Origin of the sequence: Bacillus sp. 123MFChir2 (assembly GCF_000383235.1) — a bacterium.
GTDB lineage: Bacteria > Bacillota > Bacilli > Bacillales > Bacillaceae_G > Bacillus_A.
In genome coordinates, this window is sequence record NZ_KB910933.1 from 22,018 (window position 1) to 44,331 (window position 22,314).

The 22,314-nt window shown below is 35.5% G+C and carries 23 protein-coding genes and 1 pseudogene; 15 read left to right on the forward strand and 9 right to left on the reverse strand.

Going from position 1 to position 22,314, the window contains the following annotated elements; genetic code table 11:
• The first annotated feature begins 105 nt into the window (after positions 1–105).
• Positions 106–318: a DUF3951 domain-containing protein gene (locus tag H280_RS23260; protein WP_020060546.1), complete on the forward strand. Its 213-nt coding sequence runs from the start codon at positions 106–108 to the stop codon at positions 316–318.
• Positions 319–513: 195 nt separating this feature from the next.
• Here H280_RS23260 and H280_RS23265 read toward each other — a convergent pair.
• The 5 genes and pseudogenes from H280_RS23265 to H280_RS0107760 all read right to left on the reverse strand — a co-directional run bounded on the left by H280_RS23265 (position 514) and on the right by H280_RS0107760 (position 4,404).
• Positions 514–1,304: pseudogene (locus H280_RS23265) on the reverse strand (DUF4240 domain-containing protein).
• Positions 1,305–1,616: 312 nt separating this feature from the next.
• Positions 1,617–2,213: a dienelactone hydrolase family protein gene (locus tag H280_RS0107745; RefSeq protein ID WP_020060547.1), complete on the reverse strand. Its 597-nt coding sequence runs from the start codon at positions 2,211–2,213 to the stop codon at positions 1,617–1,619.
• A gap of 3 nt (positions 2,214–2,216) precedes the next feature.
• Positions 2,217–2,537: an antibiotic biosynthesis monooxygenase family protein gene (locus tag H280_RS0107750; RefSeq protein ID WP_020060548.1), complete on the reverse strand. Its 321-nt coding sequence runs from the start codon at positions 2,535–2,537 to the stop codon at positions 2,217–2,219.
• A gap of 366 nt (positions 2,538–2,903) precedes the next feature.
• A complete protein-coding gene (locus tag H280_RS0107755) occupies positions 2,904–3,083 on the reverse strand; it encodes an H-type small acid-soluble spore protein (protein ID WP_020060549.1) in 180 nt (59 codons plus the stop codon).
• A gap of 106 nt (positions 3,084–3,189) precedes the next feature.
• Positions 3,190–4,404, reverse strand: coding sequence for a helix-turn-helix domain-containing protein (locus H280_RS0107760; RefSeq protein WP_020060550.1), 1,215 nt, complete (start codon positions 4,402–4,404; stop codon positions 3,190–3,192).
• A gap of 116 nt (positions 4,405–4,520) precedes the next feature.
• Here H280_RS0107760 and H280_RS0107765 point away from each other — a divergent pair, with 116 nt between their 5' ends.
• The 4 genes from H280_RS0107765 to H280_RS0107780 all read left to right on the forward strand — a co-directional run bounded on the left by H280_RS0107765 (position 4,521) and on the right by H280_RS0107780 (position 7,353).
• Positions 4,521–5,795, forward strand: coding sequence for an MFS transporter (locus H280_RS0107765; RefSeq protein ID WP_020060551.1), 1,275 nt, complete (start codon positions 4,521–4,523; stop codon positions 5,793–5,795).
• Between the two features lie 97 nt (positions 5,796–5,892).
• On the forward strand, positions 5,893–6,054 hold the full coding sequence (locus H280_RS0107770) for a peptidase (protein ID WP_028411150.1): 162 nt from the start codon (positions 5,893–5,895) through the stop codon (positions 6,052–6,054).
• A gap of 247 nt (positions 6,055–6,301) precedes the next feature.
• A complete protein-coding gene (locus tag H280_RS0107775) occupies positions 6,302–6,874 on the forward strand; it encodes a histidine phosphatase family protein (protein WP_020060553.1) in 573 nt (190 codons plus the stop codon).
• A gap of 89 nt (positions 6,875–6,963) precedes the next feature.
• A complete protein-coding gene (locus tag H280_RS0107780) occupies positions 6,964–7,353 on the forward strand; it encodes a hypothetical protein (RefSeq protein WP_020060554.1) in 390 nt (129 codons plus the stop codon).
• Between the two features lie 189 nt (positions 7,354–7,542).
• Here H280_RS0107780 and H280_RS0107785 read toward each other — a convergent pair whose 3' ends face one another.
• From H280_RS0107785 to H280_RS0107795, 3 genes are read right to left on the reverse strand one after another with little or no spacing between them, the layout of a single operon-like run.
• Positions 7,543–8,445: an alpha/beta fold hydrolase gene (locus H280_RS0107785; RefSeq protein ID WP_020060555.1), complete on the reverse strand. Its 903-nt coding sequence runs from the start codon at positions 8,443–8,445 to the stop codon at positions 7,543–7,545.
• A gap of 12 nt (positions 8,446–8,457) precedes the next feature.
• Entirely contained in the window at positions 8,458–8,787 is a 330-nt protein-coding gene (locus H280_RS26375; RefSeq protein ID WP_020060556.1) for a DUF3147 family protein, read from the reverse strand.
• Positions 8,771–9,178, reverse strand: a complete 408-nt coding sequence (locus H280_RS0107795) for a transcriptional regulator, SarA/Rot family (protein WP_034303606.1) — start codon at positions 9,176–9,178, stop codon at positions 8,771–8,773. The genes H280_RS26375 and H280_RS0107795 overlap by 17 nt, the downstream gene beginning before the upstream one ends.
• A gap of 643 nt (positions 9,179–9,821) precedes the next feature.
• On the opposite strand from H280_RS0107795, the gene H280_RS0107800 reads away from it, so the two are divergent.
• The 3 genes from H280_RS0107800 to H280_RS0107810 all read left to right on the forward strand — a co-directional run bounded on the left by H280_RS0107800 (position 9,822) and on the right by H280_RS0107810 (position 11,503).
• The gene (locus H280_RS0107800; RefSeq protein ID WP_020060558.1) at positions 9,822–10,583 is read left to right on the forward strand and encodes a protein phosphatase 2C domain-containing protein; all 762 of its coding nucleotides are present in this window, start codon (positions 9,822–9,824) and stop codon (positions 10,581–10,583) included.
• A 209-nt stretch (positions 10,584–10,792) separates the two neighbouring features.
• Positions 10,793–10,978, forward strand: coding sequence for a Fur-regulated basic protein FbpA (locus H280_RS0107805; protein ID WP_020060559.1), 186 nt, complete (start codon positions 10,793–10,795; stop codon positions 10,976–10,978).
• Between the two features lie 141 nt (positions 10,979–11,119).
• Positions 11,120–11,503 carry a GNAT family N-acetyltransferase gene (locus H280_RS0107810; RefSeq protein WP_020060560.1) on the forward strand — a complete coding sequence of 128 codons (384 nt, stop codon included), beginning with the start codon at positions 11,120–11,122 and terminating at the stop codon, positions 11,501–11,503.
• A 386-nt stretch (positions 11,504–11,889) separates the two neighbouring features.
• Here H280_RS0107810 and H280_RS0107815 read toward each other — a convergent pair whose 3' ends face one another.
• Complete coding sequence (locus H280_RS0107815; RefSeq protein ID WP_020060561.1) at positions 11,890–13,869, reverse strand: IucA/IucC family protein; 1,980 nt, start codon at positions 13,867–13,869, stop codon at positions 11,890–11,892.
• Positions 13,870–13,998: 129 nt separating this feature from the next.
• On the opposite strand from H280_RS0107815, the gene H280_RS0107820 reads away from it, so the two are divergent.
• The 7 genes from H280_RS0107820 (at position 13,999) to H280_RS0107850 (ending at position 22,224) form a co-directional block, all read left to right on the forward strand.
• Entirely contained in the window at positions 13,999–15,192 is a 1,194-nt protein-coding gene (locus tag H280_RS0107820; RefSeq protein WP_269208740.1) for an MFS transporter, read from the forward strand.
• Positions 15,176–16,981, forward strand: coding sequence for an IucA/IucC family protein (locus H280_RS0107825; RefSeq protein WP_020060564.1), 1,806 nt, complete (start codon positions 15,176–15,178; stop codon positions 16,979–16,981). The genes H280_RS0107820 and H280_RS0107825 overlap by 17 nt, the downstream gene beginning before the upstream one ends.
• Before the next feature lie 159 nt (positions 16,982–17,140).
• The gene (locus tag H280_RS0107830; protein ID WP_020060565.1) at positions 17,141–18,238 is read left to right on the forward strand and encodes an alanine/ornithine racemase family PLP-dependent enzyme; all 1,098 of its coding nucleotides are present in this window, start codon (positions 17,141–17,143) and stop codon (positions 18,236–18,238) included.
• 149 nt (positions 18,239–18,387) lie between these two features.
• Positions 18,388–19,350, forward strand: a complete 963-nt coding sequence (locus H280_RS23270; protein ID WP_020060566.1) for an ABC transporter substrate-binding protein — start codon at positions 18,388–18,390, stop codon at positions 19,348–19,350.
• 13 nt (positions 19,351–19,363) lie between these two features.
• Complete coding sequence (locus tag H280_RS0107840) at positions 19,364–20,395, forward strand: FecCD family ABC transporter permease (protein ID WP_020060567.1); 1,032 nt, start codon at positions 19,364–19,366, stop codon at positions 20,393–20,395.
• Complete coding sequence (locus tag H280_RS0107845; RefSeq protein ID WP_020060568.1) at positions 20,392–21,369, forward strand: FecCD family ABC transporter permease; 978 nt, start codon at positions 20,392–20,394, stop codon at positions 21,367–21,369. Before H280_RS0107840 ends, H280_RS0107845 begins: the two co-directional genes overlap by 4 nt.
• A gap of 33 nt (positions 21,370–21,402) precedes the next feature.
• The gene (locus tag H280_RS0107850) at positions 21,403–22,224 is read left to right on the forward strand and encodes an ABC transporter ATP-binding protein (protein ID WP_020060569.1); all 822 of its coding nucleotides are present in this window, start codon (positions 21,403–21,405) and stop codon (positions 22,222–22,224) included.
• Positions 22,225–22,314: the final 90 nt, after the last annotated feature.

Below are 22,314 nucleotides of genomic sequence, written 5' to 3' on the forward strand. Positions count from 1 at the left end.
TTGACCAGAAAAAATGCTCAATAATGTAAGTTTCATAGTTTAGAAAAAGGAGTATCTCATATTGCATCGAACTTTGTAGTATAACGATTGCAAAGGGAGGTTGCCATGTTCATTTTAACAATTGCTGTTGTTACGTTTACAATGTTGTTATTTGTTATTATTGGGCTTACAACATATAAAATGCTTGTTCAAAAAGTGACGCCTCAAATTTACTACACACCGTTTGATTCTATTAGCGCACAATCACGTGTGGAGTTTCATAAAGAGCAAGAAGACAAAGGAAGAAATGCAGATAAAGGTAATGGTAATGAGAAATAAATGGAAGAATCATAGGGAAAAACCGCTACATCCAAATTCAATTTTATTGGAATTTGAGCGTAGCGGTTTTTTATAGTGGATTGTAAGTAGGTTTGTGTAAAAATAAGTTAGTTATTCAACTAACTCATAAAGAAGTTGCTGAAAGAGCGCCCCTTTTTAAAGAAAGAAGGGCTCTTCCTATATACTTATAGAGCATTACCACTCTAGCGGATTATCACCATAAGCTTCCCATAAACCTGGAAACATCGCTTTTAATCTTTCTTCGTCATCTTCATTCCAATCAAACTCTATATCCGCATCCTCAAATGTCTCATCTGACAATACATGGTATAAAGTAAAGTATGTATCGTCGTCAATTCCTGTTTTTTCTTCATACACTGTTTGTCCATAATATAGTGTGAGTTCTTCTATTTGTGGAAAATCATTTTCTTCCAATGATTCTAATACAGGTAATAAGCGTTCTGGATTTTGAATACATGCTTCATATGTTTCTTTTCCTTGAAATAAAAGCCATCCGCGGAAATAATCAAAGCAATCATCTGAACATCCCCCCATAATGATATAGGCAGCTGCCCATAACTGTGATGTGTAGGAGGATTTTATATTCCGATGTAAATGAGTGTCAAACGCCACAATTTCATGCACAGTTCGTTTAGACAAATGTGAGGTTAACCACTCCAATTGCTCCTCTTGATCCTCCCCTTTCGTTCTAGCAAGGTCCAAGAGTTCCCAAAACTGTTCTTCAGTTATTGTTTTTTTTTTATATAACTTTCCCCGTCTGCAGAATCCACATATCCTTTTTTTCGTTTCGAAGCGATCAGTTTATTGGCTTCTTTTTGACATACTTCCTCTGATTCAAATTCTTTCGCTTTTACACTACCAGCTGTTCCAATCTTGCCGTAAAATACAACATATTCTTTTTCTTTTACTATGATTTTCCAAAACTTATTCGATGTTTCATTTTGCTGAACTAATAACGTTTCCATTCGTACCCCCATTATGTTTCTCTATTGTTCTCCGTGATTGTATCACATGTATTTTCACTTGTAATGACAAAAAACATCATTTTGACAATTTCATTTTGTACTGCATACTTTCTCGTTTACTAGAAAGAGGGAGGTGTTTTTAAATATATAGTTATTCTTTCTGTTGAAGACGTTTTGCCATATGATTGTCACAAGTAAGATAGTATGTATATAAAGATTCGAAAGCTCATTTTTTGTTGCAAAATGACCATATCACAATCATTTCGCGTGATGGATAATGATAATATAAACGGAATGAAATATAAGTAGGTGTTACTTCTCTGTTATGTCTTGAAGAAAAGAGCGTACAATCTCATACCCTTGAGTTGTAGCTTCTTTGTTGTACGCTTTAGAAAATGGATCAAGAAAACCATGTTCTCCGTTAAGTTGTTTTATTTTTAAAAATGGATGACCTTTACTTTGCAAGCTTTCAATCAAAGCAGAAACTGAAAAACTAATTTCGTTTGCTGGGAATAATAAAAGCGTCGGGCATTTCGGTACAATATTTATGTAATCACGAATACGTGAACCGTAGCATCCAATTACAAAATCAATTCTAGAATCTTCACTACAAACCCAAGCAATTGTTGCGCCGACGCTAAATCCAAGAATTCCAACAGAAGCATAGTTATTTCGTAGTTCTGTGAGCAAACTGTCAATTTGTTGTTTTCCCTTTTTAAAACCAATGTTATTTATAAAATGTAAGTATGCTTCTGTTTCCTGATCGTAATGAAAAGGGGAGGAGCGCTGTAATAAATTTGGACAAACCACGTCTATAGCCGAGGATGAAAATGTTTGAATGACATGCTCCATATGTTGATTGATTCCGTATATTTCATGTAGAAGAAGAAGTGCAGTTTTCTGTTTCATAGATTAAGATTCTCCCTTTGTAATACGATACTCTCTTTCAACGAGACAAATTCTCGTATGGAATTGTTCATACCACTGTTCTCGTCCTCTTTTTTTAGCAACTGTATGGGCAGCGTTTTCTTTCCACTGCTTAATTGCTTCAAGCGATTCCCAGTATGAAATAGTAATACCAAATCCAGTCTCAGTACGGACACTTTCAACATTGATAAAGCCAGGTTGCTCAGCAGCTAGCTTTACCATTTCATCTGCAACAATTTCGTAATCGTCAGTTTCAGATGATAGCTGGGAAGTGAAGATGACGGCATAGTATGGAGCTTTGTTCATTGTATTTTCCCCCCTTACTATAAAATTTTTCTTTTTAGTTTATCATAAAACCTGAATAGTATGTCATTTCGTTTTAAAAAAATATTAATTTCACTTACCGTAATGAATGTAATGTTAAACAATAAAGAGAAGTATACATAAATCCATTTTAATTTTTCGACATCTTTGTCTAGCTCTGCCTATACAGTCGGCTCCGATTTTCTATTTAAGTCGCTGCTTTGTAGAATACATCATGACTGCTTCTACACATGGCCAGACGCTCTCGCCCACCTAAAAAGAAAAGGGTTTTTAGGTTGATTTTTAAATTGGATACATAAGGGGAAAATATAAGAACGCCCACTTCAAAATAAAATGAAGTGGGCGTTCTTATATTTCCTCTAAGCTATTAACGGGAACGGTAAGTTCACGATTTGGGTTTGTTGCCTCGTATATGCGCGCAGTTTCATTTGTTTCATCGACATGTTGAATCATAACAGACATGCCTTGAAATGTTACATTTGTTTGGTCCATTGATTCTGAAATTTCTTTTGCTCTTTGAATGTTCATTTTTAAACTCCTCTCTGTATCCGATTGGTAAATCATCAAGATGGAAGTTTTCTTGTACTATTATTTTTCCTTAAAGAAAGGGGAAATATACCAATCGATAGAGAGTTTAAAGCTTTTGAATCATTTGTAATGTTTCTTCAGTGAAAGAAGAGAACATCGGAGTATGGTAGCTTTGCATAGCATTGTGTGCTTGTTTTGCTTCATACAGTGCTTGTTTTTTATTTTCTAAGTGCATATAGCATAGTGCACGAAAAGAGCCAGCTGTAGTTAGTAATGCTAGGTCTATTGGATGGTGCGTATAAGTAGGAATTGTCACTTGTTGCAGAGACTGTAATGCTTCATGATAACGTTTTAAACCATATAACGCTTTTCCTTTTTCTAGATAATAGTACCCATCTTTTTCAGGGCCTAGTACCTGTATAGATTGTTCCCCATATGCTTCAATATGTGAAAGTGCGATCTCATATTGTCCCGATAACATATTGTGAAAGTAAGCTTGTAATATATGGAGAACAGTTTTTGATACAGGATTTTCTGTGAATATAGCAAATTGTTCTGCTTTCTTTAAATAGTATAAGTAACCCTCAGTATCTTTAGAGAATGTGGCTTGATAGGATAAAATCCGATAAAAATCATCTGTTTTATAGTACACTTGGTTCTCTTTAGAAAAAGCAAGTGCTTGTAAAATTGTTTTCTTGCAGTCGTCATAATTTCCGATTGCCAATAAAATGATTGCCTCGTCGAAAAAAAGTTCAATTTGCAAAATTAAATCCATTTCTAAATGTTTTTCATTATATTCATCATGAATAGACGTAAGTAATTGTAAACACTCGTTATATTCTTTTTTGAGAAACAATAATTTAAAGAAGAGGAGCTTTGTTTTTGTACTTTCTCGATATAAAGCATATTTTTCAAAAATTATTGTTGCTTTCTCAATATACGTATGTACATCGTAATCTTTCATATTAAGTGCTGCCTGGACGTATCGTTTATATAAGCGTGCAGTATCTATGGTAGATGGTAGCACATCATGCACAATAGGATGGAGGGTTTCATAGATATCTTTAAAGCGCATATCTTGTACATATTGTTCCATCTTTTGTACAAGAGCAGTAAGTTCATTCGCGTCTTCTTCTAATAAAAAACTTGCATCGCAGCCGAGTTTGTTAGCAAGATAATGCAATGTTTTCATAGAAGGAGTCGCTTTCCCATTTTCGATTTGACTGAGCATGCTTTTTGTTAGTTCTATCCCAGCAAGTTCAGATTGGGTAAGTTTTTTTTCTTTTCGTAATGTCCGTATTTTTTCTCCGAGAGTAGCCATGGAACTTCTCCTTTTATACAAAAGTTAAATATAATTAAACTTTTCGTTGTCAAATTCTGAAAATTGATTATATAATAAGTTTAACACAATTTAACTTTTAAGGGGAGAGTGAGTGTATGGAGGGTGTATTAAAAAATCAAGATGATACACGATTGAAAATGGCAACGCGAAATATCGTATTGATGATGATTGGAAAATTATCATCAATACTTGGCGCAAATATTTATACGTTCGCAATGGGGTTATACGTTTTAAAAACGACAGGATCTGGAATGGGATTCGCGATTACGCTTGTTTGTGGATCCATTCCGCGTTTAATTTGTGGGCCCATTGCCGGAGCAGCAGCAGACCGAATGAACCGGAAGAAGCTTGCTGTTGGAGCAGATATATTAAGTGCTTTTATTATGTTCACCATGTTTTTACTTTCAACCTCATTTGGACTTTCAGTAATCTTCATCTATGTATCTGCTGCACTGTTATCAATATGTGCAAGTTTTTTCTCTATTGCATTAACATCTTCAATTCCATCTCTAGTTGATACAACACGTATTCAAAAAGCAAATTCATTAAATCAAACAGCTACATCGCTTGCAACGATTTTAGGACCAGTTATTGGTGGTTTAGTATACGGATTATTTTCGATAAAATTCTTTTTCTTACTAAATGGTATTACCTTTGCTCTTGCAGCGCTGGTAGAAGTATTTATGGTCTTTGATTTGTATAAAACAAACAAAACAGAAGAGAAAGGTCATTTTTTAACGAGCATAAAAGAAGGTTTTGTATATGTGAAAGAGAAAAGTGACATCTTTTCGATGGTAAAACTTTCATTTTGGCTAAATTTCTTTTTTTGTGCAGTTAACGTTTCACTACCATATATAATCGTTCAAAAATTAGCACTTTCCTCTCAGCAATTTGGAGTCATAGAAGGAATGTTTGCGGTTGGAATGCTAATTGCTTCTATTATTTTATCCGTTCGAGCAGAGACAACAAATAAGTTTCAGACGATTCGCAGGAACCTTTTCATATTATCAGCCTTATTGTTTTGCATTGGATTGCCAATGTTTCTTTCATTATCTAATACAATGATTTTCATATATTACATTACCCTTATGATTCTTTTTGGAGTGAATTTAATTGCAATTAATGTTCCAATGCAAGTATATGTTCAAAAAACGACAGCACCTGAATATTTAGGACGTGTATTTGGGTTAATTGAAACGATTGCAACAGCAATTGTCCCACTTGGAACGCTTTTGTATGGTGTGCTTTTAGACTATATACCAGCATACATTGTTATTTTTATATCAACAATCGGACTGTTTGTTGTTGTTTCCTTTGGAACGAAGCAATGGAAGGATATTAGGCATCAAGAGGGAGTGTCTATGTCTTAAAAATGAACAGTCATTGTTACAAAAATATGAACTTCCTACATTTGGAGAAAAAAAGGAGTATACTAATATCATAATCCAATTACAAGGAAGTGTCGGAATGAGTACGGTTAGTGTTGTATATGGAGTTATTCTTTCTTCTCTTTTTGTTTCTTTCGTTATAGGCGTAACACATTATATTCGGAAATGGAAAAAAGGAATTGCGAAGCTAAACCATATTGAAGAAGAAGTAAGTGATTTCATGTTACATCACGGGAAATAATTTTATAAAGTTTATTATCCGTAACATTTTTAATCTTATAATTTTATTATGTAAACAATAAAGCATGGTGTTTGAATAAAACATCATGCTTTTTGCTAAGTAAAGTATGATACCATTAAACTTATATAAGTACAGTTTACAAATGATATAGGAACCCTTTTTGGGTAAGGGAATGAGAGCAACTAGCTATGCATTGAAGCGAGTTATATGTTGAAAAAATAATAAATAAAGTAAAGGGGACAAGGGAATGACTACTATTTATTTTGTACGGCACGCACATTCTACATATACACCTGATGAGAGGGAAAGACCGTTATCTGAGAAAGGTTGGCAAGATGCAGAAAGAGTGACAGAAATATTGAAAAATGAACAGATAGATGTTGTCATTGCTAGTCCATATAAGAGAGCTACTCAAACGGTAGAAGGGGTTGCCAAGCATTTTCAATTATCAATTGAGTTAGAGGAAGGCATAAGAGAGCGTTTATTAAGTTTGCAGCCTGTTCAAGATTTTGAACAAGCTATTACAAAAGTATGGGAAGATCCCTCGTTTCATTTAGAAGGTGGAGAATCGAACGTTATTGCTCAGGAGCGCGGAGTTTCTTGTATCATGAAAATCTTGGAGAAATATAAAGGGAAAAATATTGTAATCGGAACACATGGAAATATTATGGCTCTTATCATGAATTATTTCGATTCCAAATATGATTTTTCATTTTGGAAGGAACTACAGATGCCTGACATATATAAGCTGACATTTACAGAAAGCCAACTAGTTCAAGTAAATCAAATTTGGAAAGAAGATTTTGTAAAGAATGTATGAAGATTGATGAAAAGAGCAGGAGATGATAAAGCGTTTATAGAAATAAATGGCTGGAATACAAAAGCTTTTAATAAAAGGAGGCTGTTCATATGTTCGAGAAAAACAATCGATTTTCATCCATGCCAGGAGAAGTTGTAGAAGTTCATAATGTGTATGAGATTTTACCACCTGACGGAACAATTATTGGTATGGCAACACCTGAAGAAATGGAAATTGCTGCAGAACTAGAACTAAAACATTATGCCTTTTCACGTTTAATGGAAGCAAATATTCAATTAGACGGTGCCTCCTATAAAGAGATGCTAGAAGAATTTGAAGAATATGAAAGAAAGTCAATGGCTTTTTGGCGGGCATTGCATGAAAGATTATCTGTACCATGGGCGTGGGTATTACGTGTTGATGTCGCAAACGGCCCGATTCATGTGAGTACTGGGAACTTGTTTTATGATGTAGAAGAGTTAGAAGAAGACTTTGAATAAAAGAGAGAGGAAAGCAGTGTTTTTATTGCTTTCCTCTTTTTATATAACCAAATTATGATCCGCACTCGCTATCTCCCTTTGTATTAAACCTTGTATGTGGCAGAAAAAGGCCCTGACCGATTTATACATGGCCAGATGCTCTCGTCCATCTAAGAAGAAAGGTTTTTTTATGTCCATTTTAATTTATATTTATACGTTCTGCGTATGTGTGATTAGTTTTGCCGCTTCTATTATTATATCAGGTCGGTCTACCTCAATAGAGTGTCCCGATTTAGTAGCAACAATAAGTTGACTTTGTTTTGAAAGTGTAGTTTGTTCATGAATTAGTTCTTGCCATACAGTTTCTAAGGCTACTGCTTCTTCATAAGGAATGCCATCTTGAATAGCTTGTTGGATAGAATGATGGGCATCTCTTCCCATAATTATTAATGGTATGTTAGGGAATGGTTGCATACTCTTCATCTTTTGAGCACAATCTTTCCAATGAATGATTTCCGAGGAAACGGCTTTATAAAGGGCTGGAGAGATTGGAAAAGTTAGCAATCGTTTTTGTATTTCGATAGGTAATGTTGCTTGTGCAGTTGTTAGTTTTGGGAATACTTCTTGTTGTAATTGGGCGGTGTTTAAATTGGCATAGAATAAACATTTTTCAATCCATTTTTCATCTGAATCTGTCTCATCTAAAGTAGGTAAGTGGAGTTCATCTAAGCGGTGCAAATTCATAGACGTTGAATCTACAAGAACAAGCGCAGTAACTTGTTCTGGATAGAGCATCGTAAAATGTTGTGCGCATAAACCACCATAAGAATGTCCAACTAAAATAAACGGTTCTTGAATGTGTAAAACATGTAACAATTCTCGCAATTCATACACGGTTTGCTCAGTTGTCCGCTCTTTCCCATTTAATTCGCTAGTCCCGTAGCCAGGGCGATGAAATAAAACAACTTTGTAGTATGAAGAAAGTTCGTTTGCAATTTCAATCCAATTGTAAAAGGAGCAAAACATTCCGGTTTGAATCACAACGGTTTGTTTCCCTTGTCCTGTTATCAGTACTTCAACTTTTTTTCCGAAAACATCTACATGTGTAATCAAAATAACGCCCCCTTAAGCTTGAAAAAATCTCTGACACACCAATAATATTCCCCATACTCCTATACCGAATAAAATTGAAGTGCTAAGTGAAAATGAGGTGCGAAGCCCTAAATAAACGATGAATAATAATAAGGCTGATGCAGGAAACCCACATAACACGCCAAGTGCAAAATCACTTAATTTTTCTTTAGAACCTCCTTCAACAGAAATCCAGAATAAACTGAGCAAGCTAATTAACGGAAGTGCGGCAATGAAGCCGCCAAGTGTACTATAGTGTTTTGCAATCTCTGTAACGCCCCCAATAATAAGTGCAGAGACGATTACCTTAATGAGAAAAGACATCGTAAGCCTCCTTTGCTAATAATTCGAATGCAGATTGAATTAGCTTTTTTTCTTCTTCGGATAATTTCTCTTCTATTTGTTTTAGTTTTACTTCATCGAGTAGTGTGTGTGTAGCTAGTGCTTGCTGTCCTTTTTCTGTGAGCTTTACAATTACAACTCGCTCATCTTGTTGGCTACGTTCTTTTAATACAAATTCTTTTTGAATTAATCGTTTAATATGTTCAGAAGCAGTGTTATGTGAGAGTTTCAGCTTTGCTGCAATTGCACTAATGGTTTGTGCCTCTTGACGAGATATCATTTGTAAAATGCGAATGGCTTGGTGAGTTAAATTTTCTTCATATTCATAACGTAGATAAAAATAAATTGTTTCCCAATGTTTGTTGATTAGCATAATTGCACCTCTTTTTTTAAAATCGTACAACACGATATAATCGTTTGTAAAGATATATATAAATTCAATTTTCCTTTCCAACATACAAATCATCGCCATGCTAAGCAAACAATACCCTCATACTTTCTTTCCTCTTTGTTTGAACATCGCATGTGGCAGAGAAAGGCCCTGACCGCTTCTACTTATGGCCAGACGCTCTCGTCCATCTAAAAAGAAAAGGGTTTTTATGTAATTTTGTAACTACTCAGTCATACATTTCGTTTAGAAGTTTGGTAAGGAGTATGATTCCAGCGAAAATACGCCCCGCCCCTTATTGCATATAGAAAGTTATTTTTATTTTTCAGCATATAGATTACTGTCATGGAGATAGAAACGGGCCTACACCTCGCTACCTCTCTTTGTTTTAAAACTTTGCGCGTGGCAGGAAAAGGCCCTGACCGCTTCTATGCATAGCCAGTCCCTCTCGACCATTTTAAAAAAATGTTTTTCTGTCGGTTTTTCAAAGAGTAACTGAGTAGTTACGTAATTTTTTTAATTTGGACATATATAGTTTGATATGTCCAAATTTTTCTTTGAAAAAGTATCTTTTTTTTAGTAGATACTATAAGCTTATCTTATAATCATAATGAAACGAGGGATGGGGATGAAGGCTGTACATACCTTTAAATGGATTGGTAATGATAAAGCGTATTTAAATGAAATTCATGTTGAAGAGCTAGGTCCTCTTTCTATCGGATTATATAGCGGGAATACAAATGAAGATGCTGTTCTTGCTTGGTGTGATCCACACGGTTCATGGGAATTTGTGATGATTTTTGAAGCTGAACATACAACTGAAAGAGCAAAGTTTATTATAGAGATAATTTGTGAAAGAAAAGAGAAATTACTACAACTGTTTTCCTATCCAAATCATTTAGTTTTTCATCATACGCATATGTATTTATTATCGCTATTTACAGATGAAACATTTATTAAAGAAAGTGAAAAGATGCAAGGGCAAACAGATTGTCTCATTTGTCTTCGGAGAGACCAGTTTGTGTATTGGTTGTCAGTAGGAGAGTGCTTCATTTATTTATTTCAACCAGAGTCAGAGCAATGCAAACAGGGCCGTTTAAATGAACAACAGTTTTATGAGCGAATTGGTAGACCGAATGTTTTTGCAGCAGCAACGCCTTGTTTTACATCTGGAGTTCGTGAATTACAGAAAGGAACCAATCATCTTGTGGTAGTAACAGATGGAATCATTACATGTGGCGAACGAATGTTTACAGATGATTATTTATTATACCAATCATTGTTTAATGTTGGATCTATACTAGAAAAGATGAATGTTTGGAAAGAACAAAATAGTGCCGCAATGATAGGTTGGACCGTGGATATAAATTGTCAAACTGAAAATAATTAAAACAAATATAATGAAAGATATGCCATTTTACAAAACGCAGAAGAAAAAACATTCTTCTGCGTTTTTCTTTATGATAATAGCCTAGATTGTTATTGGTATGTCAATGCTCAAAATAAAATATGAATCTTTTTTATTTACCATCATACATATATATAATGTGGCCACAAAACGTTCATGCAGTAAAGTGTCGAAAGGAGTTTGGAAAAAGAATGAGTTATGGGCTTCGTTATGCTGTAGAGAAAAGGAAGAAACAATTAATTGAGAAGTTAATTGATGTAGGAATATATAAAGTATTAAATAAACAGTTGTATGAATTAACTTTAGGTGAATTAGAAAAAGAGTATGAGGATCTTTTAAAATATGAAGGTGTGAAAGCCTCTGTATATACTATATAAAGCTGTGCATAGAAGCGGTCAAGGCTAATTCCTCTCAGTGCAGAAAACTTGAAATTACTAATTGATAATCCAAAGAAAATGGAACTAAGGTTATCTTTGAGTGAATCAAATAGATTTCTTAGCCTGGAGCTTAAACAAGCTATGGAAACAAGGCTTTCAAAGCTGTTAATTGATGAGGGGAATTATATATGGTATACCAATTGGTTAATTGTGTCGAAAGATAAAAATTGTAGTGTTGGAGGAATCATGTTAAAAGGTCTTCCAAATGAAACTGGTGAAGTAGTAATTGGTTATTATACTTTTCCTGAATATCAAGGAAACGGCTATATGACGGGAACAATTCATACTATGAAAAACTGGTTGTTAAATCAGAACGGTGTTATGTACGTTATTGCTGATACTGATAAAGACAATATCCCATCGCACAGGGTATTACAAAAATCAGGTGCGGAAATGTATAAAGAAACAGATGAATTATATTTTTGGAGATTTGGCCGGAATCAGTTCCCTGAAAAAAATAGTTAAGAGTCATCTTCTTATAGTGATGGTCCTTAGTTAAGGCATTAGTGCAAAGTTGATCAATAAAATTGCAAAAACTTGTTCAATTAACGAATGCCTCAGTTGAACAAAAAAACAAAAAATGATTAAACTTTTTATAAAAGAGTGATACATTAAAATAGTTTAAGAGCGTGTTTTGATTAAATTTTTCAAAACACGCTCTTTCTTTTGGGTCGTTTATTCATATAAAACCCTGCTATGCAGAATACAACATGACCTGCACTCTCATCCTCCTTTTGTTTTAAACCTCGCATGTGGTAGGAAAGGGCCCTGACCGTCTCTATGCACAGCCAGATTCTCTCATCCCCTTAAAAAGAAAGGGTTTTTATGCCAGTTTTAAACTTGTATATATTTCAATCACATAATGGATTTTTAACTTTTACATAAAAATAAGCATGAGCTTCTCCCATCATCCGCATAAGGGTTAAAGCTTTATAATCTACTTGATCTGCAAAAAAGACAGCATAGTCAGATATTGCACATTCTTTGTAGTTAGGATCCTCTTGTAAATCTACAAATATATTATGTAAGACTCGTTTTACTATATTCCATAGCAGTTGTTCATCTAATTCATAGAACTGACTGATATGTAAAAATAATTCGCCAAAGTGATTTTGCATTACAGAGTAAAATACTTTATTACGCATACTTTTTTCATCGTCTACTAAAATTCTTGATTTATGATGAAACATGTTTAAATCAAACCCTGCATTTTGTAAACGGTTACGATGAACACGAATACCTTCCCAATCACGCACGAGTAATCGATCCGGTGTACCATCTTTTTTAAAGACAGGGACTGTGTTTTGCAGGTGACCTTCTAAGCCAATGCCGTATTTCACCATGAGCGGAATAAAACCGGTAAGAGCATTTGTTACATATTTCTCAATAAACATAACAATTGCATCGTGTAATGGTAGGTTATGGTTCTCCTTATATAGTTCAATTAGTTCTACTATGAATGGTTTATTTGTACCGTGTACGGAAGCGACAAGGGCAGATCCGACAATAGCCCATTCATCTTGATTCACATAAGCATGGATATTATCACGTATGACGCAAGCAAGATTTTCACTTCGTAATGTTTGGAATTCTTCGTCTACGTCATTTGGATGAAGAAAATGAGCACCAGCCCGCTCCAAAATAGGAACAAAACGAGTATCGTCAATCATTGTATCTTGCGTAACAATTTGTTTTAAAATGTTGCTCATAATTGGCCCGTTGTGAATCGTTTGTTCTGATAAAGTTCGTACTTCCCCAGTTAAATGAATATTAGTTGTTAGTTTATAATGTGGTCTAATCGTATCATACTGGGCGGGAAAGATTGTGCGAAATGACATCCCCGCTAAATATTTTGCTTTATAGTCCAATAAAATAATATCTTGTTTCTCAAGTTCAGTACTATAAATTTCACGTAACGTATGAGTAGCTTGCCATGGATGAATTGGTAATAGAATATAGTCGTCTAGCTTATCACCGATTTTTAGTTCAGCTTCTACTTGTAGTGCAGGTTCAAAAGAAAATATTATTTCATTCCAATTTTGGTCTTCCATAAAAGCTGAGCTTACGTAATTTTGGTGTACTGCTACGAAGCGGAGTGGAATCGTATTCTTAAACTCTGCTGAATAAGCTAATGTTTCTTCTGGGCTTAAACCCTTCCTCATTTTGGCACCAGGGTGACAAGGGTGTCCTTCTATAACGAGCTGTTCGAAAAAGGCATAGGAATCGCGGGCCTGAGAAGCAGCTTGTAGCGCCTTCGTATTCTCAGTTTGTTCATGAAATGTATAAGCAAGAGCCAAATTAGCAGCACTATTTGTAACATCGTCTTCAAACATCTGAAAATAGGAAGAAGGCCCTTGCCAATCTTCCTGTATTAGCAGTGCTAATGCCTCATTCGGATGCGTAATTTCTTTTTCAGTAGAAGGTGATACAAGAAGATACGGCCCACTGATAACTGGTCGTTCAAAAGCATATATGTGCCGAATAGGTATAAGCAAGTATGTGTTTTGCTTCTTAAAATATAGTCCTTGTACTATTGAAAACTCGTTAAATTGCTGTGTATGAGTATTTATATAATCTAGTAAAAAGTCTGGACAGCACTGTTCTGAAAATGAAACAAATACTCCTTTATGTTTACGAAGCAAAATCCCGGTCTCTGTCATGTTACATATATTTTCACGAATGAAGGAAGAGAGTAATCGTTCAAGTATACCAGCTCGTCCTTTTTGAATCATTTGTTGATAGGTTTCATGTAGTGGTGCGTAATGTTGCTGTAAAAAAGAAAGCAAGTTTTGTTCCTCTAATTCTAATGTTTGAACTTTATTGAGTTGCATAGAAACCACCTTTCTCAAGTTTTCTGTCTTTACAGATAAAAAAGAATAATTTATATTATTTTACATAGATAATGATAATCAATATCAATTATAAAGAGTGCATGTGAAAATGCAACAAAAAGTTTCGGGGTGGTTTTTATTCGTAAACTATTTTTTAGTAGTTCATTTTTCTTATTTATGGGGAATTGGCTTGGAATGACTGCAATCAATTGGTACGTCTATGACTTGTATCATAGTGCCACGTATTTAGGATGGATCAACTTTGTACGGCTGATTCCTATTGCGTTGTTTAGTGTATATGCAGGGAAGCTTTGTGATCTGTATCCACGTATTAAGTTGATGAAGACCTATTCATTCTGGGGGCTAGTAGTTACAACTCTACTTGCCATGTATGTTGTGTTTATTACTCCTTCTTTTTTTATTTTTCTTCTATTCTCATTTATAAGAGGAGTAATTAGTGCATTAGAAACACCAAATCGAAATACGCTTCTCTCAGATATCGATACGAACCAGCAAATTAGTAAATTGATATCTATGAACTCATTTGTGATGAATGTTTGCCGCTCAACAGGGCCAGCTGTTGCTGGTTTTTTGATTGCAGGAGGACATATTGAGGTGACGTTTATGATGCAGGCAATTTGTTCATTTGTTGCATTTATTCTCGTATTACCAATGAAAGATCGAGAGATGAAAAAACGAAAGGAAAAGAAAAAAGCAAGTTGGGAACAAATTGTTCAATATTTTTCCCATGATCAAATGGGAAGAAATATATTTATGACATCGATGATCACAATGGCTTTTGGCTTCTCTTATACGTCTGTACTGCCTGTACTCGTTTCTCATCAATTTACTGGAAAAGCGGAAATATTCGGCATTGCGATGTCTGCGGCAGCAATTGGGGCCATTATAGCAACGATTATTCTTCCTAGAATACTAGAGTATATTTCAGAAATTAAGATTTATTACATGAGTTTACTTTTGTTTTCTATTAGTATACCGCTCCTAGTTATTAGTAATACATTTGTGTTTTTTATACTTCTATTCTCTATCGGACTTTTTGGACAGTTGTTACGTTCTAGTAACCGTGTTTATTTTCAAAACAATGTTCGTGAAGAAGAACGAGGTCTCATGCTTAGTGTTGTATTAATGGACCGAGGAATGATTCCGCTCGGTTCAATTATAGTAAGTTACGCAATTGAGTATGTGGGGATTTCTGAAACATTTGTGATGATGGGGATTTTATGTATGATCCCATTTGTATTGCAATACATAAAAGTGAAAAAACAAAATAGGAAGGTGAAGAGTTTTGTCCATTCAAAATAAACAATCCAATCGAGTACAAGCAGAATATCGTATTTTAAATCGTTTTTGTAATGCGTTAATTCGTGAAAAAATTTTATTAGAAAGTTGTGCTGTGCTAAAGCATGAGCATGGTATTGAAATTATAGATAGTATGAATGAAGCAGAATTATTACTACAAGTGCAACAAGAAGGGGCATTTGAACGATATGAATTTTCTTTCCCACTTCGCTTTAAAGTAAGAGGGCATATTAGATGGATTGATTCATTACAAGTGTTTTTTGAAGAGGTAGCACCATTCTTTCAGCTCCATGTTTCAGATGCTCTGCAAAATGAATTACAGAACAGCGTTGAGAACTTAGAACTGGCTTATGAGGCATGGGAACAAAAACAGGAATGGGTAAAGCAACAGCTCGAAACAAACATGATGTTTTATGCGAAATACAAACCAAATAATCTATATCAATTCTTCGAAGAGTCAAAAAGATGTACGTCGTTTGATGAACTCTTATATACAGAGTCATTAGTAATTGAAGGACATCCACTGCACCCTTCAACAAAAACAAAACTTGGTTTATCGAAAGAAGAAGTAAAGCGCTATGCACCTGAATTTGAACAAGTTGTTCCGTTATATGTATTACTTGTTCATAAAGATGTAATAACAGTTACAGGAGAGCGTTTTGACAAAAAATTATTATATACAGCTCTGCTAGATTTATATGAAACAGCATATGAAACACTAATAAATCAAAGAAAACAAATGGAGGATTATTATCCATTTCTTGTTCATCCATGGCAATATGAACATGTGCTAACCAAAGAGTATGAGACCGATTTAGCGGAAGGGCGCATCATTCCAATTCCGTATCAACTTCTGTCCCGGGCGACGCTTTCATTTCGAACGATGAATCTACTAGAACTGCCGTACCATGTCAAGCTTCCGGTACGCGCGCAAGCTACGAGTGCGGTCAGAACGGTATCACCAGAAATAACTGTAAACGGACCGGTTCTTTCTTCGTTATTTGATACCATTTACGCAAATGAGAAAGAGTTAGCACAGTCGGTGGTTGTTGTTCGTGAACGAGTTGGGGCTACTTTTACGAAAAATGGTAATGTTGATTTAGGACGGAATCTCGCATTTATTTTACGAGAAAGCCCACATGTATATAAGCAAGAAGGAGAATTACTATGGGTTGGAGCTAGTTTAACAGCAAGTAATCCATTAAAAGAAGATGAACCAGTTATTGTAGATATAATGCGCACATATTTTGAAACAGAAACGATTGGCAAAAAAGAGGTATTTCATTATGTTGCTCATTATACAGAGAAAGTTATGATTCCTTTACTACAGCTTGTTTTACAATATGGAATTGCATTAGAAGGGCATATGCAAAACTCTATTATTGTTACAAAGGGCGGAGCAATCCAACGAATTTTTGTGCGTGATTTAGGAGGCGTGCGAATTCATAAGAAGACATTAGCGAAGGTAGTAGATATTGCGAATCTGAAAGAAGCAGTTGTATTTACAGATGATAGAAATGAAGTTTATAACAAATTTATTCATTCTGTATTGCAAAACCACTTTGGAGATGTGTTATTTACGTTAGCTCTTGCGATAGACGACGTACAGGAAAAAGAATTATGGAGAATTGTTGCTGCGATTGTGAAAGAGTATATGGTAGATGCAACAGAAGAGCAAAAAGCAGCAATATTTGCAGATCAAATTGAAACAAAAGCATTGTTTTCTATGAGAATAGAAGATCAAGCGAAAGCTTATTTGTATACAAAGTTTCATAATCCGCTTTGTATATAAATACAAAGTGGAAAAAAGACGTAAAAGAATCCTTTCTTTTAGGGGGATGAGAGCAACTGGCCGTGCATAGAAGCGGTCAGGGCCTTTTCTTGCCACATGCAAAGGTAAAACAAAGATGTCGAAAAATTAAAGTGTATTCATGTAGTAGGAGGAGTGAGCATGCTACCTATTATGAAAGTAAATCTTTCAAAATTGAAGCATAATGCCATGATGATGAAGCAATTATGTGAGCGCTCAAATATGATATGTTTTCCGGTGACAAAAGGAGTCGGCGCTGTAAAAGAAGTAGTTGAAACGCTTCAATCAGCAAAGTATACAAGATTTGCTGATTCTAGATTACAGCATCTTCATCACATTCGTTCTATCGTTGGAAAAGAAGCTGAGCTCTTATTGATTCGTACGCCAGCTTTGTCGGAAGTAGAAGAAACGGTTCTATGTGCTGATATTAGTTTGAATTCTGAGCTATGTATTATAGAGGCATTAGGAAGAGCAGCGAGAACATATGGGAAAGTACATCGTGTCATTTTAATGGTTGATTTAGGTGATCTTCGCGAAGGAATGCTGCCGCATCAGGTAGTAGAAACAGCGCAAAGAGTATCGAATATACCGGGAATTGTACTTGATGGTATTGGAGCAAATTTCACTTGCTTTAGCGGTGTCATTCCAACTGAGAGTACTTTGCAAGAGTTAACACAATTAGCAAAGTTAGTAGAGAAAACAATAGGGATACAGCTCCGATTTATCTCGGGAGGGAATTCAAGTTCGTTACCACTTATTATGCAAAAGAAACAAATTGGGCGCGTCAATTCTTTACGGATTGGAGAAGCAATTTTTCTAGGAAAAGAAACAGCATACGGAAAAAATATTCCCTTTATGTATCAAGATGTATTTTCAATTGAAGCAGAAATTATTGAAATAAAAAGAAAGCCGTCTATGCCAAGGGGAGTCATTGGAAGAGATGCGTTTGGTCAAGTTCCCTCTTTTGAAGATAAAGGGGAGCGACTACGAGCAATTGTTGCAATTGGAAGACAAGACCTTGATATTAACGGTTTAAGAGTCTCTAATAAGAATATTGAAATTCTTGGTGGAAGTAGTGATCATTTAATTGTTGATATAACGGATAGTACACCACACCGCATAGGGGACAAAATGACATTTGTTCCAGCATATAGTGCATTGCAAAGCGGTATGGTTTCATCACTCGTACGAAAACAATATGTGTATGATGAGGTGCTGCAAAAAGCGCTTATTTTATAAAGTGAAACTTTCATTAGCGGGGCTATTTACTGCCCATGAGTCATTTCCAAAAAATATTTTTTTTGGAAAAATGATAGACAATTTCTAAAATTATGCTATCATATTAAATGAAAATGATTATCAATATTGCTTGTATGGGGGATTACATAATGAACAAGAAAAAAATGAGTACTTTACTTGTAGCGATGACATTAGCGGTGGGAGCGCTTGCTGGCTGCAGTGGAGGAGCAAAAGAAACAGCTAAAAAAGAAGATAAAGCGGAAGCGAAAAATCAAGCAGGATCAGTGAAAATTAAACATGAGTGGGGAGAAACAGAGTTAAAAGAGACACCAAAAAACATTGTAACTCTCGACTTTTCATTTATCGATACATTAGTAGATTTAGGTGTTACACCAGTTGCAAATGCTGGAGTGGGGAAAACAAAAGTTCCAGAATATTTACAAGATAAAGCATCGAAAGTTAAAGATGTTGGAGAGCGAAAAGCACCAAACTTAGAAGTGATTTCATCTGTGAAACCAGATTTAATTATTGCGAGTAAAGATCGCCACAATATGATTCAAAAAGAATTAAAAGATATTGCGCCAACAATTGCATTCGATGATAACAGTTATGACGAAGTAATGAAGAATATGGATACCATTGCGAAAGCAGTTGGAAAAGAAGAGCAAGCGAAAAAGATTCGTACAGAATTACAAGATAAAATTTCAAAAGCAAAAGAGAAAATAAAAGGAAATCCAACAATACTTGTTATTGGTGCCTTTGATGATGAGTTTTCTGTATGGATTAAAGATTCATTTATCGGTTCTTTAATGACAAATGTTGGTGTGAAGTACGCATATGAAGGGAAAAAAGAAAAAACAGAAGGTAAAGCAGAAATTGCTAAAATTACGATGGAACGTCTAAATGAAATCAATCCTGACTATATCTTCCTATATGGAGAAAATGTAGAGAAGTTTAAAAATAATCCGCTATACAATAACTTAAAAGCAGTAAAAGAAAAGCATGTCATTGATGTGGATCGTAATCTTTGGGCACGTGGGCGCGGACCAATTGCAGCAGATAAAATTTTAGATGAGGCACTTCCAGCATTAACGGGTCAGTCTTCTAGATAAGGAGTTGGAGACTTTGTATCAAATACAAACTAGAAGCAGACGGGCATTACACCCGTATGCTTCTTCTACTTTGCAATTTATTTTCTTTTTTCTACTATTAGTAATGGTTGGAGCTCTCTCCGCATTATTTCGTGTAAAAGGATTATCATTTCATAACATATCGGAAGTATTTGAAACGGATACAAAAAATTTAATTTACTATACAGTATGGCAAGTACGTGTACCGCGTGTCATGCTGGGAGCTTTACTTGGCGCGGCATTAGCTGTTGCCGGGTGTCTATTACAAGGGATTACGCGAAATCCGTTATCTGATCCAGAAAATATGGGAATAAATCAAGGAGCTTCTTGTTTTGTTGTCATTGCCCTTTTACTATTTGGAGAAAAGGATACGAGTTTCGTTATTTTACTAGCAGCTTTTCTAGGGGCTGCTGCAGGTGGAAGTGTGATTTATTCATTAGCATTTCGCGGTGAATATACACCTTCACGTCTTGTGCTTGCTGGCATTGCGATGAGCCTATTCCTTGGATCATTAACGACAGGAGCAATATTGTTATACGAAACACAATTAACAGAAATTTTATATTGGATGGCCGGAAAGTTATCAGGGGCAAACTGGCAAGATATAAAAATGATGTTAGTTTCGGCAGTTCCTGTTATGATTCTTGTGTTTTTTCTAGCAAATCAATTGAATATTTTATCTCTTGGTGAAGAGACAGCACGTGGACTTGGTGTAAATGTACTTTGGATTCGGAGACTATTTGCGTTTTTAATTGTTATTCTTGTCGGTAGTGCGGTTGCGGTAGCAGGACCGATTGGATTTATCGGACTCATAGTTCCGCATATCGCAAGAAAACTAGTTGGTCAAGATTATCGCATTATTATACCGTTTTCGGCATTGCTTGGTGCTAATCTTCTTGTTATAGCAGATTTTGCGGCGCAATGGGTGTCTTATCCAGCAGATACACCTGTTGGCGTTATTACAGCACTTTTAGGTACACCATTCTTCATTTATTTAATGAGAAGGAAGAGAGGTGCTGTGAAATGAAGAAGTTTGGCCGGTTTACAATGGTTATAATAGTAGGTTTTTTATTGTTAATTGCAGTTTCTCTATTAAGCTTGCGTCTTGGCGCTGTACCAACACCACTTGCTGACATTATAGAAGGGTTGATGACAGGAGAAGGTGTTGTATTAAAATATCGTTTACCACGTCTTATCATCGCAATTTTAGTTGGGATTAACATGGCATTATCAGGATCTATTTTACAAAGTGTTACACGAAATCCACTTGCAGCACCTGATATTATTGGGGTTTCTGCTGGTGGAGGATTAGCAGCTGTTATTATGCTCCTTATGTTTCCGAGTGTGCCGGCAATTATGCTTCCAGTGGCTGCATTTGTCGGGGCAATGATTGCGAGCTTGCTTGTGTATGTATTATCGTATCAAAAAGGAGGAGTAAAGCCAGAACGTCTTGCACTATGCGGCGTTGCTATTTCTACAGGTTTACAGGCGCTTATTACATTTATTATTGTGAAATTTGCGGTTGATTCCTCACAAGCTCTTGTATGGCTAAAGGGAAGTTTATATGCAAGGTCTTGGGAACATGTTGATATGCTATGGCCATGGACGATCATTGGAGCGGTCATTACATTTGCAAGTTATAAGCAAATGAATCTGTTATTATTAAATGAAGAAACAGTAAAAGGTTTAGGTATGCGTATTCATGTTGTTCGTCTTGTGCTGATTGGCGTAGCTGTTGCTTTAGCTGCAAGTTCAGTAGCAGTAGCAGGGACAATTAGTTTTGTAGGCCTCGTTATCCCACATGCGGCGCGTTTACTTGTTGGATCAGATAGTAGATTGTTTTTGCCAGTTTCAGCGTTATTTGGTGCATTACTTGTTACGAGTGCAGATATGGTGGGAAGAATTATTATTCCGCCAATTGAAATACCAGCTGGTATTATCACAGCTCTTATTGGCGCACCGTATTTTATATATTTACTCGTGATTAGAAAAAGAACATAGTCTTCTATAAATAACAAATAAGGGGTGAATAAAATGACAAGTTTACATACGGAGCAGTTAGAGCTTACGTACGGAAATCAAACCATTATTAATCATCTTGATTTATATATTCCAGAAGGGAAAATTACGGCATTAGTTGGCCGAAATGGATGCGGGAAATCAACAATTTTAAAATCTTTAGCACGGCTGCTGCAACCAACTAAGGGTCACGTATATTTAGATGGTAAAGCAATTCATACGATGCCAACAAAAGAAGTATCAAAGAAATTGGCAATATTACCACAGTCACCGACGGCACCTGAAGGATTAACGGTAGAAGGTCTTGTTTGGCATGGTCGTTACCCGCACCAACGTCTACTTGGAAAGCGAACAGAGAAAGATCATGAAATGGTAAACTGGGCGCTTGAAGTAACGGGAATGAATCAATTTACAGATCGTACATTAGACGAACTGTCAGGTGGACAGCGGCAACGCGTTTGGATTGCGATGGCACTTGCACAAGATACGGAGTTATTATTATTAGATGAACCGACGACGTATTTAGATATGGCCCACCAGTTAGAAGTATTAGAGTTATTGAAAAAGTTAAATGAAGAAGAAAATCGAACGGTTGTTATGGTTGTACATGATTTAAATCATGCCGCAAAATATGCACATCATATTGTTGCGATTAAAGATGGAGATAAAGTGATGGAAGGAGCACCAAGTGATATTTTAAATGATGAATTGTTTGAAACCGTGTTTGGTGTGAAAGCGCGTGTTGTATACGATCCAGTTGCAAAGACGTATATGTGTACACCGTATGCGTTACTTTCAGAGAAAAAAGAAAAGCTCGAAGAAAGAATTGTTGGGTGAAAAACTGTTGAGAGAAGATTCTCAGCAGTTTTTTTATTAGGAATTTTAGCTCGCTATTTAGAATCTCAGGACGGAGAAAGAAGTGCAAAT